Here is a 23,676-nt window from a genome sequence, read left to right as displayed (position 1 = left end):
CTGCCCGGACGGCACGATACGCTGCCGCGGTGGACCCTCGGGACCTGGCCTACGCCGGCGCCGCCGAACAGGCGCGGATGCTGGCCGCTGGCACCGTCACCGCCGCTGAGCTGCTCGAGATCTACCTGGACCGCATCGCTCGGCTGGACCCGCAGCTGCGGTGTTACCGCGTCGTGTTGGCCGACACCGCACGCCAGGAGGCCGCCGACGCACAACGCCGCTTGGATGCCGGTGAACGACTGCCGCTGCTAGGGGTCCCGATCGCGATCAAAGACGACGTCGACATCGCCGGGCAGACAACCACTTACGGCACCAGCGCCCACGGTCCAGCGGCAACGCAAGACGCCGAAGTGGTCCGCGCGCTGCGCGCCGCGGGCGCGGTGATCATCGGCAAAACCGCGGTGCCCGAGTTGCTGATGATGCCCTTCACCGAGTCGGTGAGCTTCGGCGCCACCCGCAATCCGTGGGACCTCTCCCGCACGCCTGGCGGCAGCAGCGGCGGCAGCGGCGCTGCGGTGGCCGCCGGACTCGCCTCGCTGGCGCTGGGCTCCGACGGCGGCGGCTCGATCCGCATCCCGTCGACGTGGTGCGGTCTGTTCGGTCTCAAAACCCAGCGCGGCCGGGTCTCGCTGGCGCCACACGACGACGCGTGGTGCGGCCTGAGCGTCAACGGCCCAATCGCGCGTTCAGTGACCGATGCGGCGGTGTTTCTCGATGCGACGACGACACAGCCCGGCCCCGACGGCGGGTTCGTCGCCGCGGCCGCGCGAAACCCGGGCCGGCTGCGAATCGCCTTGACCACCAAGGTTCCACCCCCGTTGATGGTCAAGTGCGGCAAGGAGCAGAAGGAGGCAGTTCGCCAGGCAGGTGAGCTGCTCCGTGAGCTCGGCCACCACGTCATCGCCCGTGACCCCGACTACCCGGCGACGGCGATCTCCGGTCATTACCTGCCGAGGTACTTCCGTGGCATCTACGACGATGCCCACACCTTGCCTCATCCCGAGCGGCTGGAGGCTCGCACCCGCAACATGGCGCGCATCGGGCGGCTGATCTCCGACCGGGTGATGGCGGCCGTGCGCGCCGGCGACCCACCGGTGATCGCCCGTATCCAATCCATCTTCGACGACGCCGACGTGCTGGTGACACCGGCTAACGCCACCGGACCACCCCGCGTCGGCGCCTACCAACGCCGCGGTGCGGTGTCGAGTCTGCTGCTAGTAGCGCGCCACGTTCCGTTTTTCGAAATCTGGAACCTGACCGGCCAGCCCGTGGCTGCGGTGCCGTGGGCGTTGGACCGCGACGGGCTGCCCTTCGGTGTTCAGCTGGTTGGCCGGCCCGACGACGAGGCGACATTGCTCGCGCTCAGCGCCCAGATCGAGAGTGCCAGGCCCTGGGCGCACCGGCGCCCGCCGGTGTCATGACAGCGAAATCACTTGCCATGCCGCCAGTTTCCTGTCAAGCGAGATCGCATTGGCCGGGCTGGTCGACGGCAGCCGGTGATAGCTGACCGACGCGTCGATCCGGACCAGCCTGCCAAACACGGTGGTCGCCTTCTCGCCGTTGAAGTACACCCGGCTAATCGTGGGGTAGTTCGCGAACAGCTGGGCAAAGTCGTTGACCACCATGCTGTTCGGCTCGATCTTGGCGTCCGAACTCCCGGAGCGGCGGCATCTGCGCAGCACATCCCACAGCGCCACCCCGCGCGATTGCAAAGCGGCCAATCGGTTTTCGTAGGGGGCGTCCGGAACGAAGCCGAACAGCTCAGCGGTAATTCGCCAGAACGCATTTCGCGGATTGGCGTAGTACTGGCGCATGGCCAGCGAGTGGGCGCTGGGGAACGAGCCGAGGATCAGCACCCGGGCGCCATGAGCGGCAACCAGCGGCAATCCCTCGAGCAGCGGCGTGGTCATCACCTCACATCATGCGCTGCGGGCGTTATACGTTGACCAGGTGGACATGCCGGACGATCTGCTCGATGGCCTGGAAGGCAACACGCGCACCGAGCGCGCCGAGCTGATCGAATGGCTACTCGAACAAGGCATCACCGTCGACGAAATTCGTGGCGCGGTCATGCCGATGCTGCTGGCCTCGCGTCGCCTGATAGGAGACGACGGCACATATGTTTCGGCGCGCGAGATCAGCGAATCAACCGGCGTCGACCTGGAGCTGCTGCAACGGGTGCAGCGGGCTATCGGATTGGCCCGGATCGACGATCCCGACGCCGCCGTGCACATGCGGGCCGACGGCATCGCCGCTGCCCATGCGCAACGGTTCCTCGAGGTCGGCCTCGATCCCGAGCACTTGGTCCAGGTGGTACGGGTTCTCGCCGACGGCCTTTCGCGCGCCGCCGAGGTGATGCGCTACACCGCGCTGGCCGCCATCCTCGAACCGGGGCTCAGCGAGCTGGAGACCGCGAAGCGCTCCTATGCGCTGGTGAGCAGGATCGCACCCATTTTGGGCCCGTGGATCACCGACATGCTCTTCATGCATCTGCGCCACCAGATGGAGACCGAGGCCGTCAGCGCCAGCGAACGAGCCGCGGGGGCGCCGCTACCGGGCGCACGCGAAGTCGTCGTGGCTTTCGCGGATCTCGTCGGGTTCACCCGCCTGGGTGAGGCGGTGCCACCCGAGGAACTGGTGCAGCTGGCCGATCGCTTGACCGGCCTTGCCCGGGACGTCGCCGTCCCACCGGTGCGGTTCATCAAGACGATCGGCGACGCGGTGATGTTCGTCAGCCCCGATCCCGTACCGCTGCTCGACGCGGTGCTCAAACTGGTCGAAGTCACCGACACCGACAACGAATTTCCGCGGCTGCGGGCAGGCATTGCCGCAGGGCCCGCGGTAAGCCGGGCCGGCGACTGGTTTGGCAGCCCAGTCAACGTGGCCAGTCGGGTGACCGGCGTGGCGCGGCCCGGCACGGTGCTGGCGGCCGAGTCGGTGCGGGAGGCGGTGGGGGACGGCGCAGGGTTCAGCTGGTCGTTCACCGGCGGCCGCCACCTCAAGGGCGTCGAGGGTGCAGTAAAGCTGTTTCGCGCCCGCCGCGGCGAGAGTAGCGACGAGGCTGGCGGCTAGGTCCGCATAAAGAAGGGCAGACCCGGAGGACATTGGGGTTGCGTCTCATTTAACCTGCGCGGCCGGCTCTCTCACCCCTTACGCCGGCTCTTTGGATCAGTCACTTCCGGGTCTGCTTCGCTACCAAAGCTACGCCGTCGACGCCGATGTATCAATGGTTTTCACGCATGAAGCCGGGTTCTGGCATGCTTGCGGCATGCCGGGCAGAGAGATCGATCCGATACGAGCCCGCAGCGCGCTGGAGGTCATCAGGCAGCATCCGGTGATGGTGCTGTTTGCCGTGTCCCCGGCGATTGCGGCGCTTGCCGCGGTATGGGTATTCGCCGGCGTCGGCTGGGCGCTTCTCCTCCTGCTCGCGCTTTCCGTGGCGGGTGGAGTCGCGGTTCTGCGCAAGCGCTGAGAGCAGCGCCGTGTTCGCTTCCGGAGAACGCCGTCGCTTCTACGGTGTAATGATGTAATCATGTAATCATGAAACGACATCACATGCATGGGCGGCGGTACGGGCGGCCGGGCGGCTGGCAACAGGCCGAGCAACCGGACGCGAGCGACGCGGCCGAATGGTTCGCGGGACGCCTACCCGACGACTGGTTCGACGGCGACCCGACGGTCATCGTCGACCGTGAAGAGATCACCGTGATCGGCAAGCTGCCCGAACCGGACAGCTCAGGACAAGAAGAAAGCGAAGCGCGCACGTCCGGGCGTGTCTCGCGGTTCCGCGAGGAAACCCGGCCGGAGCGGATGGACATCGCCGACGAGGCACAGGCTCGGTACGGGCGCAAGGTCTCGTGGGGCGTCGAGGTCGGCGGTGATCGAATCCTGTTCACTCACATCGCCGTTCCCGTCATGACGCGGCTGAAGCAGCCCGAACGTCAGGTGCTCGACACGCTGGTCGACGCCGGCGTGGCCCGGTCTCGCTCCGACGCGTTGGCGTGGGCGGTCAAACTGGTCGGCCAGCACACCGAGGAGTGGCTGGCCAAACTTCGCGAAGCGATGGCAAAAGTGGACGACCTGAGAGCGCAGGGCCCAGAGCTCTAAACCCGGGTCATGGCGTAGTAGGCCCCACGCCTGGCCAGCAGCTCGGCGTGGTTACCGTGCTCGACGATCCTGCCGGCTTCCATCACCAGGATCTGGTCGGCATCCCGGATTGTTGAAAGGCGATGGGCGACAATGAAACTCGTCCGACCTCGGCGCAGTTCGCGCATCGCGTGCTGAACAAGCAACTCGGTGCGGGTGTCGACTGAACTGGTTGCCTCGTCGAGGATCAATAGTTGAGGACGGGCCAAAAAAGCACGGGCGATGGCGATCAGCTGCTTTTCGCCGCCACTGATGTTGCCGCCGTCGTTGCCGATCCGCGTTTGGTATCCGTGCGGCAGCGTGTGGACAAAGTTGTCGACGTGGGCTGCCCGTGCCGCCTCGACAATCTCTTCGTAACTCGCCGCGGGCCGCCCGTAGGCGATGTTCTCCGCGATCGTCCCGTCGAACAGCCAGGTGTCCTGGAGCACCATGCCGATGCGCGATCGAAGCGAATTGCGGCTGACCGTGGCAATGTCGACGCCGTCGACGAAGATTCGGCCGGAGTCGAGCTCGTAGAACCGCATCAACAGATTCACCAAAGTGGTTTTGCCCGCGCCCGTCGGTCCAACAATCGCCACCGCACTCCCGGGTTCCACCACCAGCGACAGGTCGTCGATCACCGGGCTTCCTGGCCGGTAAGCGAAGATCACGTGCTCGAACTCGACCCGTCCGACCGGCCGCTGGCCGTTGACGGGCAGCGGCTCCAATTGGTGGTCAGGGGACTCCTCGGGTTCGTCGAGCAGCTCGAAGACCCGCTCGACGCTGGCGATCCCGGACTGCATCACGTTGTACATCGCCGCCAATTGGGAGAGCGGCCAATTGAATTGGCGAACATACTGAATGAACGCCTGGATGTTGCCCACTGTGATCTGGCCGCTCGCAATCTGCAGGCCACCGACCACCGCCACCGCGACATAACTGAGGTTGCCGATGAACATCGTGGCCGGCGACAGCAATCCGGAGACAAACTGAGCACCGAAACTCGCCTTGTACACATCGTCGTTGAGTTCGCGAAAACGGGCTTGAGCCTGCTCACGATGGCCGAATGTCTTGACCACCGTGAAGCCGCTGTAGGTTTCCTCGATGTGGGCGTTGAGCCGCCCAGTGCGGGCCCACTGAGCGACGAACAGTCGCTGCGAGCGGCGCGCGACCGCCCGCGTCACCAACAGCGACAGCGGCACCGTCATCAACGTGATCGCCGTCAGCAGCGGCGAGATGCCCAGCATCATCACCAGCACTGTGGTAACCGTCAGGATTGCGGTCAACAGCTGGGTGATTGTCATCGATATCGAGGTTTGGACGTTATCGATGTCGTTGGTGACGCGGCTCAGCAGTTCACCGCGTTGCCGACCGTCGAAGTAGGCCAACGGCAGTCGGTGCACCTTGTCCTCCACGTCGGAGCGCAGCGCCATCATCGTCCGCTGCACGGTGACGTTGAGCAGCCTTGCCTGCGACCAATTCATCAGCGCAGCAACAAGATAGAGAGCCAGGGCTAACCCGAGCGTGCGGGCAACCGCACCGAAGTCCACGCCGTGGCCCGGTACCACGTTCATTCCCGACAGCAGATCGGCGAAGGTGCCCTCGTCGCGCGCCCGGGCGGCGGCGACGGCCTGTTCCTTGGTCATCCCGGCGGGCAGCTTTCGCCCAATCACCCCGTTGAACAACAGGTCGGTGGCATGGCCGAGGATCCGAGGCACGACGACTCCGATTGCCGTGCCGCCGATACCCAGCGCGATCACCGCGGCAGCCAGCCAGCGTTGCGGTGCCAGCCGTTTTATCAGCCGGGTCGACGAGCGCCTGAAGTCGCGGGACCGTTGCGTGGGCGCTTGCACTACGCCGCGCATCGGCGGCGTGGTCACCGCTGGCCTCCGACGCGTGCGCCCAACGACTGTGAATCGGCGAACTCGAAATAGGTTGGGCAGCTTTCCAGCAGCGATTCGTGTGTGCCGGCACCGACGACCCGCCCATCGTCGATAACGATCACCTGGTCGGCCTGGGCGGCAGCCGAAATCCGCTGTGTGACAATAATGACTGTCGCGTCGGCGGCGACCGCACGGAGCGACGCACGCACTTTGGCTTCGGTGTGTACGTCCAGGGCGGAAAACGCGTCGTCGAACAGGTAGATCGCCGGACGTCGGATAACTGCTCGCGCAATCGCCAGCCGCTGTCGCTGGCCCCCGGAAAAGTTGGTGCCGCCCTGGGCAACACGCATGGCCAGGCCGTCAGTGTGCGCCTGCACGAACTCGTCGGCGGCGGCCACTCGCAGCGCCTCCCACATCTCGGCTTCGGTGACTGTTTTTCCCGGCGGCGCGCCGTATCGCAGGTTGTCTGCGACCGTGCCCGAGAACAGATAGCCGCGTTGGGGCACCAGCCCGATCGCCGACCACAACTGTTCGGTCTCATAGTGACGAACGTCGACTCCGTCGACCAGCACAGCTCCCTCGGTCACGTCATAGAGCCGGCAGATCAGCGACACCAGTGTCGATTTTCCCGAACCCGTTCCACCGACGAGCGCGGTGGTAGTGGCGGGGATCGCAGTCAGCGAAACGCCCTGGAGCACAGCACGATCAGCCCCGGGATAGCGAAATGACACGCCGTCCAGCTGCACGCCACGCGTGCCGTGCCGCGGGCGCACCGGGCGGTCAGGATCGGTCACCGCCGGGCGGGTGCTCAACACTTCGGTGATCCGTTCGGCGCACACGGAAGCCCGAGGAAGCATCATCACCGCCATCGTCGCCATCAGGACAGCCATCAGAATCTGGGTGAAATAGACCAAGAAGGCAATCAGCGAGCCAACTTGCATCCGGCCGGCGTCAATGCGCAACCCGCCGAACCAAATCACCGCGACGCTGGACACATTGATGGTCAGGGTCGTCACCGGCAGCATCAGCGCTTGCCAATTACCCGCCGCCAGAGCGGTATTGGATAACTCGCGGTTGGCTTGAGCGAACCTGTCACGCTCGAACTGTTCACGTGCGAAGGCCCGGACTACCCGCACACCCGATAGCTGGTCGCGCATCACCCGATTGATGCCATCGATCAGCCGTTGAACGCTGCGGAAGATCGGCAGCATGCGCGACACGATCCAGTAATTGGTCACGGCCAGCACCGGGACGCTGACCACCAGCAACCAGGACAGTCCCGCGTCCTGGTGGATCGCCATGATGATTCCGCCGACGCACATGATCGGTGCGGTGACCAGCATGGTGGAGGCCATCTGCACCAGGAATTGGATTTGCCGGACGTCGTTGGTGGTGCGGGTCAGCAGCGTCGGCGCGCCGAACCGGGCCGTCTCGTGCTCGGAGAACGTGATGACGTGACCAAACATCGCCGAGCGCAGATCCCGGCCCAAACCCATCCCGGTGCGGGAGCCGAAGTAGACCGCGCCGACCGCGCACAGCACCTGAACGGTGGTGACACCCAACATCACCCCGCCAAGCCTCACGATGGTGGCGGTGTCACCCTTGGCTACCCCGTCGTCGATGATCGTGGCGTTGACCGTCGGCAGGTACAGCGAAGCCAAAGTGCTGACCGATTGCAACATCATCACCGCTGCGACCAGCCAGCGGTATGGCCGGACGTACTGGCGCAGCAATGCCAGGAGCATCTGGTAACTGTCGCACACCGCAAGCCGTCGAGTCCTGGCCACGCCGGATGATGCCGGTGCCGAAATCGCGCCGCTCAGGCGTGCTAAAGACCTGTTCAGCGCGTGTGCCGTGGTTGCCCTAAGGTGCTGCCGCTACAGTGCATCGTGTGACCAGCAGAAGGTACGCGTAGCAGTGCAGCGCAACGTGGTGGCGCTCGCCCTGGTGGCGGCAACCTTGATCCCGACGATGGCCGCGTGCTCGCATTCCGGCTCCCAGCAGCCCCAGCCCACCGAGTCGTCCTCGCCGTCCTCCGCGGAGGGACATCACGGGCCGTTCTTCCCGCAATGCGGCGGTATCAGCGACCAGACCGTGTCAGAGCTGACCAAGGTTCCCGGACTGGTCAACACCGCCCAGAACTCGGTCGGCTGCCAGTGGCTGGCAGGCGGCGGCATCCTGGGCCCGCACTTCTCTTTCTCCTGGTATCGCGGCAGCCCGATTGGGCGGGAGCGCAAGACCGAGGAGCTGTCGAGGTCCAGCGTCGAGGACATCAACATCAACGGCCACGGCGGCTTCATCGCCATCGGGTCCGAGCCCACGTTGGGTGACTCGCTGTGCGAGGTGGGCATCCAGTTCAAAGACGACTTCATCGAATGGTCGGTGAGCTTCAACCAGAAACCGTTCCCGGACCCATGCGACGTGGCCAAAGAACTCGCTCGTCAATCGATTGCGAACTCGAAATGAGTCGTCCAATGCGTCAACGGGTGCTCGCGGCGGCGATGGCCGTCATCGCGGCGATGGCCGTAGTGACCGGGTGTGCCCGGTCGGTGGCCGGCAAACCGGTCCGCGCGGGTGAAGGCGGCGGTCAGCGCAACAACAACTCCGAACAGCAGTATCCGAACCTGCTCAAGGAATGCGAGGTGCTGACCACCGACATCCTCGCCAAGACGGTGGGCGCCGACCCGCTCGACATCCAGAGCACGTTCGTCGGCGCCATCTGCCGCTGGCAGGCAGCCAACCCGGCCGGTCTCATCGACATCACCCGGTTCTGGTTTGAACAAGGCAGCCTGAGCAACGAACGCAAGGTCGCCGAGGGGCTGAAGTACCAGATCGAGAGCCGCTCGATTGCCGGGGTGCAGTCGATCGTGATGCGGCCGAACGACCCCAACGGCTCCTGCGGTGTGGCCAGCGACGCCGCCGGCGTGGTCGGCTGGTGGGTCAACCCGCAGGCACCCGGTATCGACGCGTGCGCGCAAGCGATCAAGCTCATGGAGCTGACGCTGTCGACGAACTCCTGACGGTCGCCGCCCCGCCAGCCAGAAGCCACGGCTGCTGATCCCGCTCCGATCACGACCTTGGCTGCTGTTTCGCGGCGAGCCTCAGCGGGGCACGTGGAAGTCGACGAGTGCGGCACCACCCAGCGTGAGGTCCTTCCAGCGGCCGGCGACGTCGAGCACCGCAAGGGCCGAGGTCGGGAATTTCGCCGAAAGACGTTCCCGCGCAGCGTTGTCCGTGCCCTCGGCGCCGGCCAGGCCGGTCGCCACCTCAGACATCGTCGGCTCATGCCCCACGACGAGCAAGGTGGTGACGTCCTCGTCGACCCCGTTGATTTCGTCGATCACCATTCCGGGGGTGGCGCCATACAAACGCTCGACGTAGCGCACCGGTGCCTGCACGCCGGTGCGCTCCAACGTCTGACGGGCGCGTGTCGCGGTTGAACACAGCACCAAGTCGATGTCGGACACATTGGTGCGCAGCCAGTCACCGGCCAACGGAGCCTCACGAATTCCTCGGGCTGCCAGCGGCCGGTCGTGGTCAGCCACCCCCTCGGGGTACGCCGATTTCGCGTGCCGCAGGAGCACCAACGTATGCCGGCCGCTCACCTGACCAACGGTAAGGCCCGAACCCCGGACGTGCCGAGCAAGGTCCCCGAACTTGTCGGTACGCGGTCCTAGACTCGCGGTGCTCCTGCCCAAATGCCCGGCTCCTCGGGCCGCTCCTCGGCCCGCATCGTCGCCGGGCTGGGTCACGGCAACGCAGGAAGGACGGGATCGGCATGCGGTTCGTGCACACCGCCGACTGGCAGCTGGGCATGACCCGTCACTTCCTGGCGGGGGAAGCGCAGCCGCGCTATTCAGCGGCCCGCCGCGACGCGGTGGCCGGGCTGGGTGAGCTGGCGGCCGAAGTGGGCGCGGAATTCGTGGTGGTCGCCGGAGACGTCTTCGAACACAACCAGCTGTCTCCGCAGGTAGTCAGTCAGTCCCTGGAAGCCATGCGCGCCATCGGCATTCCGGTCTATCTGCTGCCCGGCAACCACGACCCGCTGGATGCGTCGTCGCTGTACACCAGCGCACTGTTCACTGCCGAACGCCCGGACAACGTCGTGGTGCTCGACCGGGCCGGGGTGCACCAGGTGCGGCCGGGGGTCCAGATCGTCGCCGCGCCGTGGCGCTCGAAGTCGCCCACCACCGACCTGGTTGGCGAAGTGCTCGACGGCGTCCCGAACGACGGGGTCACCCGAATACTCGTCGCGCACGGCGGTGTCGATGTGCTCGACCCCGACCCCGGCAGACCCGCCGTCATCCGGCTAGCCGCGCTGGAGGATGCACTGGCCCGCGGTCTGGTCCACTATGTTGCGCTGGGCGACAAGCATTCCCGCACCACGGTCGGCAGCAGCCCTCGGGTGTGGTACTCCGGCTCACCAGAGGTCACCAACTTCGACGACGTCGAATCCGACCCCGGGCACGTCCTGATCGTCGACATCGACGAAGCCGACCCCAAGCGGGCGGTCAACGTCGAGGCTCGCCGCGTCGGTCGCTGGCGGTTCCTCACCCTGCGCCGCCAGGTCGACAACAACCGCGACATCGCCGACCTGGACCTCAACCTGGACCAGATGACCGACAAGGACCGCACGGTCGTGCGGCTGGCCTTGACCGGGTCGCTGACCGTCACCGACCGTGCCGCCCTGGACGCCTGTTTGGACAAGTACTCGAGGCTGTTCGCCTGGCTCGGCCTGTGGGAGCGGCACAGCGACCTGGCCGTGATCCCGGCCGACGGCGAGTTCAGCGACCTCGGTATCGGCGGGTTCGCCGCCGACGCCGTCGACGAGTTGGTCGCGACTGCCCGCGCTGGAGAGGGCGATGCCGCCGATGACGCCCAGGCGGCGTTGGCGCTGCTTCTGCGGCTTGCCGATCGCGACCGGGGTGCGGCATGAAACTGCACCGGCTGGTCCTGACGAATTACCGCGGCATCGCGCACCGCGAGATCGAGCTGCCCGACAGCGGAGTGGTTGTGCTATGTGGGCCCAACGAAATCGGCAAGTCGTCGATGATCGAGGCGCTGGACCTGTTGCTGCAGTCCAAAGACCGCTCGACGAAGAAAGACGTCAAGCTGGTCAAGCCCACCCACGCCGACGTCGGCTCGGAGGTCACCGCCGAGATCAGCACGGGCCCTTATCGATTCGTCTACCGCAAACGGTTCCACAAGAAGTGCGAGACCCAGCTGACGGTGTTGGCTCCCCATCGAGAACAGCTGACCGGCGACGAGGCGCACGAACGCGTGTGCGCCATGCTGGCCGAGACGATGGACACCGAGCTATGGCGGGCGCAGCGGGTGCTGCAGGCGACGTCGACCGCCGCGGTAGATTTTTCCGGGTGTGACGCGCTGTCGCGTGCCCTTGACGTTGCTGCGGGGGACGCGGCCATGCTGTCGGGCACCGAGCCGCTGCTCATCGAGCGGATCGAGGCCGAGTACGCGCGCTACTTCACCCCGACCGGACGGCCTACCGGGGAATGGTCCGCGGCGATCGCGGGTCTGCGCGACGCCGACGAGGAAGTTGCCCGCTGCGCTGCGGCGGTCGCCGAGGTCGACGACCGGGTGCGCCGGCACGCCGCGTTGACCGATGAACTCGCCGAGTTGTCCCGGCGCCAGCACGACGCAGACGGTCGCCAGTGCGCCGCGCAAGCCGCCGCCGCGCGCATCACGAAGCTCACCGAGCAACTCCGGGAAGCCGAGCTGCTCGCCACCGCTGCCGCCGCGACCAGCACCGCCTCCAGCTCCGCGCACGGCGAGCGGCTGCGGCTGCGCGCCGACATCGACACCCGCGCCGCCACCATCGCGGCCCTAGAAATCGAGGCCCGCCAAGCCGCTGACGCGCAGTCGGCAGCGCGTGAGGCTGCCGCTGCCGCCGATGCCGCGCTCGAGCAAGCCAACGCCGAGCTGGCAGCTGCCAAGCAACGGCTCGACACCGCTCGAGATGTGTTGGAGAAGCTGTCCGAACGTGACGAGGCCAATCGCCTGGCCGCCCGGATCGCCAAGATCGACGCCGTCCAACGCGATCGGGAACAGATCTGTGCGGAGCTATCCCGGATCGCCCTCACCGAGGCCGTCATGCAACGCATCGAGAATGCGGCGGCAGCGGTCGACCGGGCGAAAAGCAAACTCGAATTACTCTCGGCCACAGTAGAATTCACGGCAGCTGCGGACATCGAACTCGAGGCCGGCGCGCAGCTAATCCCGTTATCCGCTGGCCAGAGGTGGTCGACGACGGTGACCGGCCCAACCGAGGTCGTGGTTTCCGGTGTGCTGACAGCGCGATTCAGTCCCGGCGCCACTACCCGCGACATCGAAGCCGAATATGCTGCTGCCCAATGCGAATTCGCTGCTGCGCTGGCAGCTGGTGAGGTCGCTGACCTGGCCGCGGCACGCCAGGCCGAAAAGCGGCGCCGCGAACTGTACAGCAACCGCGACCAGCTGACCGCCACGCTGTCCGCACTCTGTGGTGACGACGATGTCGAGCACCTGCGTGCCCGGCGGGCTCAATTGCGTGCCGGTCAGCGCGACGGGTCTGGTGAGCCCACCGTCGATCTCGCCGCCGCCCGCGCCGAGGTCGACACGGCCGATGCGGCTCACCTGCAGGCGGGCGTCCGCTGCCAGGATTGCCGCCAGGTTTCAGCCGCCGCAGCCGCCCAGGTCGCCGAGACATCCACCCGCGCAGCGGTTTTGCACGACAAGCTGACCACTCACCGGACGGAGCTGGATGCCGCGACTGCCCAGCTGGCCCAGCAGCGGGCATCCCGCACCGACGAGGACTTGGCCGCCGCAGCGGATTCCGATCTGCGGGCCGCCCAAGCAGCCCGCCAGCGGGTCGCGGACCTTTCCGGACAGCTTGACGCGGCAGCGCCTGACGCAGTTGCCGCCGAACTTGCCGACGCCACCGAGGCGGCAGACATGCTGCGAACCCGCCGTGAGGAAACGGCGCGCGCGCTGCATGACATCGCAGTGGAGTTAACTGTGTTCGGCACCGAAGGACGAAAGGGAAAGCTCGACGCCGCCGAAACACGCCGGGAGCATGCCGCGACCGAATACTCGCGGGTGCGCCGCCGGGCGCGTGCTGCGGAACTGCTGCGCTCGGTGATGGTCCGTCACCGCGACAACACGCGGTTGCGCTACGTCGAGCCGTTCCGCACCGAACTGCAGCGGCTCGGTCGCCCTGTCTTCGGGCCCACTTTCGAGGTTGACGTCGACAGCGACCTGAGTATCCGCAGCCGAACCCTCGATGGCCGCACCGTGCCCTACGAATCGCTCTCAGGCGGAGCAAAAGAGCAACTCGGCATCCTGGTCCGGTTGGCGGGCGCGGCGTTGGTCGCGAAGGAAGACACTGTCCCGGTGCTCATCGACGACGCGCTGGGCTTCACCGATCCCGACCGGCTGGTCAAGATGGGGGAGGTGTTCGACGCGGTCGGCGCCCATGGACAGCTGATCGTGTTGACATGCACTCCCACTCGGTATGACGGCGTTCAGGGCGCACACCGCATCGAGTTGGGCGCCTGACAGCCATGCGTGCGCCAGCGGCGCCTCACGACGGATTTCGGCAGAATGTCCCAATGGCGGGTCGATGCCGATGACGATGAATGCCAAACGGCGGCGGGTGCACAACAAGCTGGCGTCACTGCCGGGAGTGCGACCCGTGCGGCGACCGGTCTGGCCGGGAAGTGCAGAGCAGTTCGACCTCTACTATGTGCGCACAGGACCCAGGTTACCCCATCCGCTGGTGATCATCCCCGGCGGACCTGGACTGGCGTCGGTGCTGGTGTACAAGGGTTTTCGCCGTCGGGCCGCCGCGGCCGGTCTAGATATCATCATGATCGAGCACCGGGGTGTCGGGATGTCCCGCCACGACGACTCCGGAGCCGACCTGCCGCCCGAGGCGCTCACCGTGAACCAGGTGGTCGACGACGTGGCCGCGGTGCTCGATGACGCCCAGGTCGACACGGCCGTCATCTACGGCGCGTCCTATGGCACCTACATTGCCGCCGGCGTCGGTGTACGCCATCCCAGTCGGGTGCGGGGCATGGTGCTGGATTCGCCGGTGTTGTCCCGGCACGACATCGCCGATGTGCGCGAAGCTATCCGGGGTGTGCTGTGGTACGGCGATCACCCGGAGACCGCCGCCTTAGCCCCCAAGGTGCGTCGCCTCGCCGAGGCCGGCGTGATGACGCCGACAGCCGGCCACCTCGCTGCGGCGGTGTACGGCTACGGCGGGGCTTCGCTGCTCAATCGGCAACTCGATCTGCTGTTGCGTGGCCGAACGCTGTTATGGAGGGCACTCGGCTGGGTTCTCACGATGACCACGCACAAGGCGCCCTACCGCTACGAAATCGACCTGGTGAGCCGTATTGCGTTGCGCGAGCTCGACTACGCCGGCGAGCCAGACGGGCTGCCGCTCGACCCCGCGGTGGCCATGCGCGAATTAATCCCGGCCACAGCCACATTCGAAGCCGAGCCGTACGACCTGGTGGCTGAGCTGCCAAAATTCTCCTGGCCGACGGCCGTGGTCTCCGGCGGTCGCGACCTGACCACACCGCCGGCGGTAGCCGAGCGCATCGCGTCGCTGGTGCCGAACTCGTTGCTTCTGACGTTGCCGACGATGGGCCACAGCGCGCTCGAAACTCGCGAGCGGGCCGCGCTGACCATCGCCTCCGCAGTGTGTCGTGACGAACTTGACAGGTTAGCGGGCCAAGCCTCGATGTTGGATGCGCTGCCGGTGCGCCTAGCGCTGCGGCTGCTTGAGACGGCGGTCGGTCTGGCAGCCGCGGTGGAGGGCGGGCTGCCGGTGTCGCCTACTGACCTGGGGCGTTGGGCGCCCCGTCAACGGCTAGCTGCTCGCCGAACTGGCTAGGAATCACGTTCAGTCCCTTGTGAATCCGATCGCGGTATAGACCACGTCGGCCAGTCCGGGCGCGCCGTAGTTGGCCAGATTGCTGCGCACCGCAATGTCACCGGGCGACTGGAACAGCGGCAGGCTGAATCCTTCCTGCCAGATCATCGTATCCACCTGGTTGGCGAGCGCGCGCGCCTTGTCCTGGTCCAACTCGGACAGTGTCTGGTCGATCTTGGCGTCGATCTGCGGGTTGCCGATCTTGCCGAAATTGCTGTCACCGTCCGAGGTGTATATCTGCGGCAGCGCAGACAGCGGGAAAGCATTACCCACCCAACCGAATTGGACGATGTCGAAGTCGCCGACGCTCACGTATTGGCTGAAGAACCCGGTGCCCGGTTTGACGTCGAGCACCAGCTTCACACCGATCTGCGCCAGGTTGTGCTGGGCCACCAGTGCGATCTGCCGGTTCGATGGCGCGTCGTAGAACACGTCACGGATGGCCAGTTGTCTGCCGTCCTTCTCCCGTACCGCCCCGTTGAGCTTCCAGCCCAGCGCGTCGAGGTCCCTGCGCGCCTGGTCGGGGTTGTAAGCGGCTGGTGCGCTGTTGTTTTGGTAGCCCACCTGACCTGCGACGTAAATATGGTTGTCCAGCGGCGCAGGGTGGTCGGTCAATCCGTGCTGGACAACGTTGACGATGGCTTGGCGGTCGATGCCTCTGCAGATCGCCAGCCGCAGCTTCTGGTCGGCCAGGAGGGATCCAGCTGCGCCGTTGAAGGTGAAGTGGTACCACGTGGGCGCCGGCGCACGCCGGACGACGATTCCGGGAGTGCGCTGCGCGGTAACCATGTCGTCGAGCGTGCCGACCCCGGCAGCATCGATCGCGTTGTTTTGCAGGGCGGGGATGACGGCGGCGGCGTCCAGCACCAGAAACGTGATGGAGTCCAGTCGCGGCTTGGTACCCCACCAGCGGGGATTGCGGGTCAGCACAATGCGCTGCGCGGCCTTGTCGATTCTGGAGACGATGAACGGCCCGGCGGACGGACCGGGGGCGTTGAGTTGGCCTTTGTTGAAGACGTCTGGATTGGCCGTCATGCTGCGCGGCTGCATGCCGCCGGCAAACATCCCGCGCCACTCGGCGTACGGTTCGGCGAAGGTGATGACCGCCTGGCGGTCGTCCACGCCTCTGTTCACCGACTTCACCCGTTCAAAGCCCGCTCTGCTGGCGATCAAGTACCGCTTGTCGCGGCCGCTGCACGCTTCGACCTCGGATTTGAGGTCTTCCCAGGTGATCGGGGAGCCGTCGCTCCACACCGCTTTGGGATTGATCGTGTAGGTGACGACCTGAGGGGTGGCGCTGGCCAGCTCAACACTGGTGAAGTAGTCGGTGTTGAGTTTCAGCGTCCCGTCCGACTGTGTGATAAACGCCCCGGGCAGCGTCGGGCTGACGATCGAACCGACGTCCGCGGTGTTCCCGTCGATGTTCAATTCGTTGAAATTCGACGGGAATTCCGTCAGCGCAAGCCGCAGGTTGCCGCCGTCGCGCAGGGTCGCCGGGTCGCGTGCGTTGATGTCGCTGGTGGCGCCGACCCGCGCGGCATGGCCCTCTTGGATGTCCCGGTATCCGTCCGCGCAGCCACCGACGATCAGACCGACTACCAGCGCCAGCGGGGCAAGCCTGCGTGCGATCGGCGGGTGTCTCACCCGCGCGATGCTAACCGCTGGTGACATCGGAATCTGCGCGCGGCACCGCGGCCAGCAGTTGCCGCGTGTACTCATGCTGCGGGTTGGTGAACACCTGATCACCGTCGCCCTGCTCCACGATTTTTCCCCGGTACATCACCGCCACCCGGTGCGCCAGGTGTCTGACCACCGAAAGATCATGGGAAACAAACAGATAGGACAACCCGAACTGCTGCTGCAAATCCAGCAGCAGGTTGATGATGCCCGCCTGAATTGAGACGTCGAGAGCCGACACCGGCTCGTCGAGCGCAAGAATCTTCGGTTGCAGCGCCAGCGCCCGCGCGATACCGATTCGCTGCTTTTGCCCGCCGGAAAACTCGGCGGGATAGCGGCTGGCGTCGGCGTGGTCGAGCCCGACGATGGCGAGTAGCTCGGCGACCCGGTCCTCACACCGGCGCTTGTCGAATCCATTGGCGACCAACGGTTCCGCAATGACGTCGAACGCCGGAAGGCGAGGGTCCAGCGACGCGACCGGGTCCTGAAACACCACCTGCAGTTCGGTCCGCAGCTTGCGACGGCCGGCCGGATCGAGGGCCGCGACGTCAGCGCCCAGAATTTCGATGGACCCCGCCTCTGGTTTGGTGAGCTCGAGAACCTGGGTCAGCGTCGTCGATTTACCCGAACCGGATTCCCCGACGATGCCCAACGTACGGCCCTGTTCCAAGGTGAAGCTCACCCCGTCGACCGCACGTACTTCACCCACCTGCCTGCGAAAGACCACTCCCTTGGTGAGTCGATAGGTCTTGGCGAGGTCGGTGACCTGCAGCACCAGCGGTTGGTGCCCAGCACTGTCCATCGGCGCCGGCTGAGTTGACACGCCGAAGATTTCGGCTGCGCTGCGCCCTGCGACGGCATCGGTGCGGATGCAGGCTGCCCGGTGTCCGTCGCGGATGGTGACGAGATCTGGTTCTGCGGCAAGACATTCGTCGATGGCCAGCGGGCAGCGGGGGGCGAACGTGCACACCCCGGGGGACAGCGACGTCATCGTCGGCGGCGCTCCGGGGATCGGGATCAGCCGGGTACCCTGCGGGGCGTCGAGCCGTGGCACGGAACCCAGTAATCCGACCGTGTAGGGCATCTGGCGGTCGCGGTAAAGCTCCTCCACGGTGGCGATTTCAACCGGGCGTCCGGCGTACATGACCAGTGCCCGGTCGGCGAATTCCGATACCACTCCGAGGTCGTGGGTGATGATCAGCACACCGGCGCCGGTGACATCGCGCGCGGTTCGAAGTACATCGAGAATCTGCGCCTGCACGGTGACGTCCAGCGCGGTGGTCGGCTCGTCGCAGATCAGCAGGTCCGGATCGTTAGCGATCGCAATCGCGATCACCACTCGCTGGCGCTCGCCGCCCGACAGCTCGTGCGGGAAGGCTCTCGCCCGGCGCTGCGGCTGTGCAATGCCAACTAACTCGAGCAGTTCGACGGCGCGCTTGCGGGCATCGGCTCGGCTGATGTCGCGGTTGTGGACCTCGATGGCTTCGGCTATTTGGTCGCCGACGGTGTACACCGGCGTCAGTGCCGACATCGGATCTTGAAACACGGTGCCGATCACTTTGCCGCGGATCCGTGACATCTCGCTGTCGGAGAGCCCGAGTAACTCCTCGCCGTGCAGCCGCACTGATCCGGACACGTCAGCGTATTCGGGCAGCAACCCGATAACCGCCATTGCGGCGGTGGTTTTGCCGCAACCGGATTCGCCGACGATGGCGACCACTTCGCGGGGATTGATGTGGTAACTCGTGTCCCGCACCGCGGCCACGTGTACGTCTTCGGTTTCGAAGGTGACGCGTAAATCCGTCACCTCAAGCAGGGCCGTCATTTCGTGCGATGCTTTCTGCGGCGTGCCGAAACGCTGCGCGGATCCAGCGCGTCCCGCAGTCCGTCCCCAGCCAGGTTGGCGCACAAGACGATCAGCACCAGCGCGCCCGCCGGAAACAGGAAGACCCACGGGAACGTGGTGGTCGACGAAGTGCCCTCCGCGACCAGCGAGCCCAGCGACACGTCGGGCGGTTGGACACCGAATCCCAAGAAGCTCAAACCGGTTTCGGCGAGGATCGCGTAGGCAACGTTCAGCGTCGCGTCGATGATGAGGATGGAGGCGACGTTCGGCACGACGTGATGGACAATAATGCGGCGGCTGGATACGCCCATGTACTTTGCCGCCCGGATGAATTCGCGTTCTCGCAGGCTCATCGTCATGCCGCGCACCATCCGCGAGCTGACCATCCAGCCGAATACTGCGAGCAGCACGATGAGCCACAGAATGCTTCTGGACTGTTTGATGCGCGGAGTGACGATGGCGATCAGGAGGAAGCTTGGTACCACCAGCAGTAGGTCCACCAGCCACATCAGCGTCCGGTCGCGCCAGCCGCCGAAGTAACCGGCCACCGATCCGACGGTGGCGGCGATACTGGTGGAAATCACTGCCACACAAAAACCGATCAGCATCGACTTCTGCATGCCGCGCAGGGTCCGCGCCAGCAGGTCTTGACCGAGCGCGTTGGTGCCAAACCAGTGCCGCAACGATGGCGGCTGCAGCAGCGCGCCAGAGTCGAGACTGGTGTAGCCGTAGGGGAGTAGCTGCGGCAGCGCGTAGCAGCCGACGAACAGCAACGCCAGCAGAATCAACGCCACCACTGCAGGCTTGTTACGGATGAACCGGCGTGCCACCAGGTTTCGCCGCGACGTAAAGGTGGCCGGATGGATGCCGGACCGGACTGGCGTGGTTTCCGCGGTAACTTCTTGCGTCATGACACCCGCACCCGGGGATCCAGCACGGCATAGAAGATGTCGGACAACAGTCCGGCAAGCAGAACCGCCGCTCCGGAAAGCATCGTGATCGCCGCGACGACGTTGGTGTCCTGCGTCGAGATGCCCTGCACCCACCACTCGCCCACGCCATGCCAGCCGAAGATCTTCTCGACGAACACCGCGCCGACGACCAGACCACTGACCCCATAAGCGAACAATGTGGCCATCGGGATCAGCGCGGTGCGCAGGCCGTGTTTGAACAGCGCCCGTCGGCGGGTGAGGCCCTTGGCGCGCGCGGTCCGGATGAAATCTTCGCTCAGCACGTCGAGCATTGCGTTGCGCTGGTAGCGGCTGAAACCCGCGATTGCGCTTAAGGCCAGCGTGAGTGTCGGCAACACCATATGTTGCACGCGGTCGAGGAATTGGTCCCACATCCCGCCGGGCGGAATTGGTGAGGTCTCACCGGTATACAGGAACATCCGCACGCCGGTGAATTCGTTGACCCGCAGCCCCGCCAGGATCAGCAGGCCCGCCATCACGAATGTCGGGATGCTCAAGGTGATCAACGACAGCACGGTGATCACGCGGTCGCTCATCCGATACTGGCGGATCGCTCCCCACGCCCCCACGACGACGCCAGTCACCGTGCCCAGCACGGAACCGATCACCACCAGCCGCAGGCTGACCCCGATCCGTCGCCCCAGTTCCTCGGAGACAGGGTGACCGGTCACCGTGGCGCCGAAATCACCGCGTACCGCGCCGGAAAGCCATTTCGCGTAGCGGACCGGTATGGGTTTGATATCCAGGCCCAACTGTGCCGCTTTGGCGTCGATAACCGCCTGCGGCGGCCGCGGATGGCGCTGGATCAAACTGTCCAGTGGATGAAACGTCACGGATGTCAGCCAGAACGCCAAGAACGTCGCCAGCACCAACAGCACGATGTAGTTGAGCAACCGGCGTGCCAAGAAGCGGATCACATCTGCCTGCTTCGCCATTGGTGCATGGGCACAGGGTAGCGAGCGGACGCCAGAGCGCTCGCGAATCAGCGCCGCAAGCTGCGGTGGGCGCTTCGAGCCATTCTGATCGGATTGATCCGGACCGGTGAAATAGCTGTCGCCGATTGTTAAAATCAGCCACCCGAATTGTCGGTGCAGCAAACGACATCATGCAATATCTAAGGAGATTGGCGTGACGGTTACCGACGAATACTTGGCCAACAATGCGGAATACGCGAATACGTTCGAGGGGCCGTTGCCGCTGCCGCCGAGCAAACACGTCGCGGTGGTGGCGTGCATGGACGCCCGGCTCGACGTGTACCGCATCCTCGGGCTCAAGGAGGGTGAGGCACACGTCATCCGCAATGCCGGCGGAGTGGTCACCGACGACGCGATCCGCTCACTTGCCATCAGCCAGCGCTTGCTGGGAACCCGGGAAATCATCCTGATTCACCACACCGACTGCGGCATGCTCACGTTCACCGACGACGACTTCAAGCGCGCCATCCAGGAGGAGACCGGCCTTAAACCGTCGTGGGCCGCTGAGGCTTTCCCCGACCTGGAAGAAGACGTCCGGCAGTCGTTGCGCCGCATCCAGGCCAGCCCGTTCGTCACCAAGCACGAGTCAGCGCGCGGCTTCATCTTCGACGTCGCCACCGGCAAGCTCAACGAAGTCACTCTGTAGCGTCAACCCGCGCGTCAACCGATCTTGTAGGTCGCCAGTGCCTTGGCGATCAGCCGGTCCTGCGGGTCAACGACCTCGGCCTCGCAGTTGACCAATGACCGGCCACGCCGCAAGACCCGGCCCACCCCGATCACGTCGGTCGCACGGGCCGGCGCCATAAAGTCCAGCGCCATCGACACCGTCACACCCCGCAGCTCGGGCGGTGCATCGGCGTCACACCACGCCGCGGCCATAACCGTGAGATCGGCCAGCGTCGCGATTGCCCCGCCATGCACCATGTCGCCGATGGTGACGTTGGACGGATCCCACGGCAGCCGCAGCCGCACTTGATCGTCGGCAAGTACGTCGGCGACGATGCCAAGCTTCGCAACGAAGGGGGACTGGGGCAGAAACTGCGCGATCACGTCGCGGCCACTAGGCGGTTTATCAGGTGTCGACATGAGTCCATGTTTTCGCAGTGCACCGACGAGGCTGCGAACCGGTGCCGGGCGCGGCCGTTGACAGCTCCGCCCGGGGCTGGTTTCATACACGGTAATACTCACTAATATGGCCAGTCCTACCAAGATTACCAGGTAAGGGTCGATGACCAGTCAAGTAACCACCGTGCCGGCTGCGGGGCAGTACGAGTTAAGCCACCTGCGCTCGCTGGAAGCCGAAGCCATCCACATCATCCGGGAGGTGGCCGCAGAGTTCGAGCGGCCGGTATTGCTGTTCTCCGGCGGCAAGGATTCGATCGTGATGCTCCATCTGGCGCTCAAGGCGTTTCACCCGGGCCGGCTGCCGTTCCCGGTGATGCATGTCGATACCGGCCACAACTTCGACGAGGTCATCGCCACCCGCGACCACCTGGTCAAAGAGACCGGGGTACGGCTGATCGTGGCCAAGGTGCAAGACGACATCGACGCCGGCCGGGTCGTGGAAACCATCCCGTCACGCAACCCGCTCCAGACGGTGACGCTGCTGCGCGCGATCCGCGAGAACGAGTTCGACGCCGCGTTCGGCGGCGCCCGCCGCGACGAGGAGAGGGCTCGCGCCAAGGAGCGGGTGTTCAGTTTCCGTGACGAGTTCGGGCAGTGGGATCCCAAGGCGCAACGGCCCGAGGTGTGGAATCTGTACAACGGGCGGCACCACAAGGGTGAGCACATCCGGGTCTTTCCGCTGTCGAACTGGACCGAGTTCGACGTCTGGTCGTACATCGGCGCCGAGAAGATCACGTTGCCCTCGATCTATTTCGCGCACCGTCGACGGGTGTTCGAACGCGACGGCATGCTGCTGGCGGTGCACCGGTACATGCAGCCGCGCACAGGAGAGAAGGTGTTGGAGGCGTCGGTGCGATTCCGCACCGTCGGCGACGTCACCTGTACCGGTTGCGTGGAATCGACGGCGGCCACGGTGGCAGAGGTCATCGCCGAGACGGCGGTGGCGCGGTTGACGGAACGGGGAGCTACTCGCGCTGACGATCGGATCTCGGAAGCCGGCATGGAAGACCGCAAACGGCAGGGGTACTTCTGATGCCTGCGCCCACTACGCTGCTTCGGATCGCCACCGCGGGTTCCGTCGATGACGGCAAGTCCACGCTGATCGGGCGGCTGCTCTATGACGCCAAGGCCATGATGGAGGACCAGTGGGCCTCGGTGCAGCGCACATCCAAGGAGCGCGGCCACGACTACACCGACCTGGCATTGGTCACCGACGGCCTGCGGGCGGAACGCGAACAAGGCATCACGATCGACGTGGCCTACCGCTACTTCTCCACGCCGAAGCGGAAATTCATCATCGCCGACACCCCGGGACACATCCAGTACACCCGCAACATGGTTACCGGAGCCTCCACCGCCCAGTTGGCTGTGGTGCTGGTCGACGCCCGCCACGGCTTGCGCGAGCAATCCCGCCGCCATACGTTCCTGGCGTCGCTGCTGGGCATCCGCCACATCGTTCTGGCCGTTAACAAGATGGACCTGATCGACTGGAGCCAAGAGAAATTCGAGACGATCCGCGACGAGTTCCATGCCTTCGCCGCCCGGCTCGACGTGCACGACGTGGTCACCATTCCGATGTCGGCGCTGCACGGCGACAACGTGGTCACCAAATCCGAGCACACACCGTGGTACGACGGACCGGCGCTGCTGCCCTATCTGGAAGAGGTGTACATCGCCGGCGACCGCAACCTGGTCGACGTCCGGTTCCCGGTGCAGTACGTCATCCGGCCGCAGACTCGCGAACACCAAGACCACCGAAGTTACGCGGGCAGTATGGCCAGTGGAGTGATGCGACCGGGCGACGAAGTGGTGGTACTGCCCAGCGGCAAGACCACCCGGATCACCGCAATCGACGGACCCAATGGCCCAATCGCCGAAGCGTTTCCGCCGATGGCGATCTCAGTGAGGCTCGACGACGACCTGGACATCTCCCGTGGTGACATGATCGCCCGGCCCACCAACCAACCTCGGGCCGCGCGAGAGTTCGACGCGACCGTGTGCTGGATGGCCGACAACTCGGCGCTGGAGCCCGGCCGCGAATACCTCATCAAGCACACCACCCGCACCACGCGCGCGAAGGTGATCGAGCTGGCCTACCGGCTTGACGTCAACACACTGCACCGCGACAAGACCG

Annotated in this window: 21 protein-coding genes; 12 read left to right on the top strand and 9 right to left on the bottom strand. The window is 65.6% G+C overall.

The annotated features are described in order from the left end of the window. The first annotated feature begins 29 nt into the window (after positions 1-29). A complete protein-coding gene (locus VFA16_RS11850; RefSeq protein WP_324967987.1) occupies positions 30-1,421 on the top strand; it encodes an amidase in 1,392 nt (463 codons plus the stop codon). On the opposite strand, the gene VFA16_RS11845 is transcribed toward VFA16_RS11850, so the two are convergent. Then, positions 1,416-1,910, bottom strand: coding sequence for a DNA-deoxyinosine glycosylase (locus tag VFA16_RS11845; RefSeq protein WP_324967986.1), 495 nt, complete (start codon positions 1,908-1,910; stop codon positions 1,416-1,418). The two genes, VFA16_RS11850 and VFA16_RS11845, sit on opposite strands and share 6 nt — an antisense overlap. Before the next feature lie 46 nt (positions 1,911-1,956). Between VFA16_RS11845 and VFA16_RS11840 the strand changes: the two genes are divergently transcribed. The 3 genes from VFA16_RS11840 to VFA16_RS11830 all read left to right on the top strand — a co-directional run bounded on the left by VFA16_RS11840 (position 1,957) and on the right by VFA16_RS11830 (position 4,107). Continuing rightward, positions 1,957-3,072, top strand: coding sequence for an adenylate/guanylate cyclase domain-containing protein (locus tag VFA16_RS11840; protein WP_324968007.1), 1,116 nt, complete (start codon positions 1,957-1,959; stop codon positions 3,070-3,072). A gap of 91 nt (positions 3,073-3,163) precedes the next feature. Continuing rightward, on the top strand, positions 3,164-3,472 hold the full coding sequence (locus tag VFA16_RS11835) for a hypothetical protein (protein WP_414687699.1): 309 nt from the start codon (positions 3,164-3,166) through the stop codon (positions 3,470-3,472). 68 nt (positions 3,473-3,540) lie between these two features. Beyond that, positions 3,541-4,107: a hypothetical protein gene (locus VFA16_RS11830; RefSeq protein WP_324967985.1), complete on the top strand. Its 567-nt coding sequence runs from the start codon at positions 3,541-3,543 to the stop codon at positions 4,105-4,107. Here the strand turns inward: VFA16_RS11830 and VFA16_RS11825 are convergent. After that, on the bottom strand, positions 4,104-5,990 hold the full coding sequence (locus VFA16_RS11825; protein ID WP_324968005.1) for an ABC transporter ATP-binding protein: 1,887 nt from the start codon (positions 5,988-5,990) through the stop codon (positions 4,104-4,106). The two genes, VFA16_RS11830 and VFA16_RS11825, sit on opposite strands and share 4 nt — an antisense overlap. 11 nt (positions 5,991-6,001) lie before the next feature. Further along, on the bottom strand, positions 6,002-7,753 hold the full coding sequence (locus tag VFA16_RS11820; protein WP_324967984.1) for an ABC transporter ATP-binding protein: 1,752 nt from the start codon (positions 7,751-7,753) through the stop codon (positions 6,002-6,004). 226 nt (positions 7,754-7,979) lie between these two features. On the opposite strand from VFA16_RS11820, the gene VFA16_RS11815 reads away from it, so the two are divergent. Both VFA16_RS11815 and VFA16_RS11810 read left to right on the top strand, forming a co-directional pair. Continuing rightward, positions 7,980-8,474: a DUF3558 domain-containing protein gene (locus VFA16_RS11815; RefSeq protein ID WP_414687701.1), complete on the top strand. Its 495-nt coding sequence runs from the start codon at positions 7,980-7,982 to the stop codon at positions 8,472-8,474. A gap of 8 nt (positions 8,475-8,482) precedes the next feature. Further along, entirely contained in the window at positions 8,483-9,028 is a 546-nt protein-coding gene (locus VFA16_RS11810; protein ID WP_324967982.1) for a DUF3558 domain-containing protein, read from the top strand. A gap of 81 nt (positions 9,029-9,109) precedes the next feature. On the opposite strand, the gene VFA16_RS11805 is transcribed toward VFA16_RS11810, so the two are convergent. After that, positions 9,110-9,613 carry a histidine phosphatase family protein gene (locus VFA16_RS11805; protein WP_324967981.1) on the bottom strand — a complete coding sequence of 168 codons (504 nt, stop codon included), beginning with the start codon at positions 9,611-9,613 and terminating at the stop codon, positions 9,110-9,112. A gap of 173 nt (positions 9,614-9,786) precedes the next feature. Between VFA16_RS11805 and VFA16_RS11800 the strand changes: the two genes are divergently transcribed. The 3 genes from VFA16_RS11800 to VFA16_RS11790 all read left to right on the top strand — a co-directional run bounded on the left by VFA16_RS11800 (position 9,787) and on the right by VFA16_RS11790 (position 14,910). Continuing rightward, positions 9,787-10,944: an exonuclease SbcCD subunit D gene (locus VFA16_RS11800; protein WP_324967980.1), complete on the top strand. Its 1,158-nt coding sequence runs from the start codon at positions 9,787-9,789 to the stop codon at positions 10,942-10,944. Beyond that, complete coding sequence (locus VFA16_RS11795) at positions 10,941-13,562, top strand: AAA family ATPase (RefSeq protein WP_324967979.1); 2,622 nt, start codon at positions 10,941-10,943, stop codon at positions 13,560-13,562. The genes VFA16_RS11800 and VFA16_RS11795 overlap by 4 nt, the downstream gene beginning before the upstream one ends. 70 nt (positions 13,563-13,632) lie before the next feature. After that, positions 13,633-14,910 carry an alpha/beta fold hydrolase gene (locus VFA16_RS11790; RefSeq protein ID WP_324968004.1) on the top strand — a complete coding sequence of 426 codons (1,278 nt, stop codon included), beginning with the start codon at positions 13,633-13,635 and terminating at the stop codon, positions 14,908-14,910. Positions 14,911-14,919: 9 nt separating this feature from the next. Here the strand turns inward: VFA16_RS11790 and VFA16_RS11785 are convergent, their stop codons facing one another. Genes VFA16_RS11785 through VFA16_RS11770 form a run of 4 tightly spaced genes read right to left on the bottom strand, consistent with a single transcriptional unit; the run spans position 14,920 to position 20,360 of the window. Then, on the bottom strand, positions 14,920-16,593 hold the full coding sequence (locus tag VFA16_RS11785) for an ABC transporter family substrate-binding protein (RefSeq protein WP_414687698.1): 1,674 nt from the start codon (positions 16,591-16,593) through the stop codon (positions 14,920-14,922). Between the two features lie 10 nt (positions 16,594-16,603). After that, complete coding sequence (locus tag VFA16_RS11780; RefSeq protein WP_324967978.1) at positions 16,604-18,451, bottom strand: ABC transporter ATP-binding protein; 1,848 nt, start codon at positions 18,449-18,451, stop codon at positions 16,604-16,606. Continuing rightward, complete coding sequence (locus tag VFA16_RS11775) at positions 18,448-19,383, bottom strand: ABC transporter permease (protein WP_324967977.1); 936 nt, start codon at positions 19,381-19,383, stop codon at positions 18,448-18,450. The genes VFA16_RS11780 and VFA16_RS11775 overlap by 4 nt, the downstream gene beginning before the upstream one ends. Next, positions 19,380-20,360: an ABC transporter permease gene (locus tag VFA16_RS11770; protein ID WP_324968002.1), complete on the bottom strand. Its 981-nt coding sequence runs from the start codon at positions 20,358-20,360 to the stop codon at positions 19,380-19,382. The genes VFA16_RS11775 and VFA16_RS11770 overlap by 4 nt, the downstream gene beginning before the upstream one ends. A gap of 211 nt (positions 20,361-20,571) precedes the next feature. Between VFA16_RS11770 and VFA16_RS11765 the strand changes: the two genes are divergently transcribed. Beyond that, positions 20,572-21,063 carry a carbonic anhydrase gene (locus tag VFA16_RS11765; protein ID WP_324967976.1) on the top strand — a complete coding sequence of 164 codons (492 nt, stop codon included), beginning with the start codon at positions 20,572-20,574 and terminating at the stop codon, positions 21,061-21,063. 14 nt (positions 21,064-21,077) lie between these two features. On the opposite strand, the gene VFA16_RS11760 is transcribed toward VFA16_RS11765, so the two are convergent. After that, complete coding sequence (locus VFA16_RS11760) at positions 21,078-21,467, bottom strand: PaaI family thioesterase (protein WP_324968001.1); 390 nt, start codon at positions 21,465-21,467, stop codon at positions 21,078-21,080. A gap of 178 nt (positions 21,468-21,645) precedes the next feature. On the opposite strand from VFA16_RS11760, the gene cysD reads away from it, so the two are divergent. Beyond that, the gene (cysD, locus tag VFA16_RS11755) at positions 21,646-22,575 is read left to right on the top strand and encodes a sulfate adenylyltransferase subunit CysD (protein WP_324967975.1); all 930 of its coding nucleotides are present in this window, start codon (positions 21,646-21,648) and stop codon (positions 22,573-22,575) included. After that, positions 22,575-23,676 (top strand): sulfate adenylyltransferase subunit 1 (locus VFA16_RS11750; RefSeq protein ID WP_324967974.1); only part of this gene is annotated, 1,102 nt, incomplete at its 3' end. The genes cysD and VFA16_RS11750, both read left to right, overlap by 1 nt.

The sequence above is a fragment of the Mycobacterium sp. genome, assembly GCF_035653355.1.
In the GTDB taxonomy this organism is placed as follows: domain Bacteria; phylum Actinomycetota; class Actinomycetes; order Mycobacteriales; family Mycobacteriaceae; genus Mycobacterium.
Note: the sequence above shows the minus strand (reverse complement) of the source record. Positions and strands in the feature narration are given on the sequence as shown.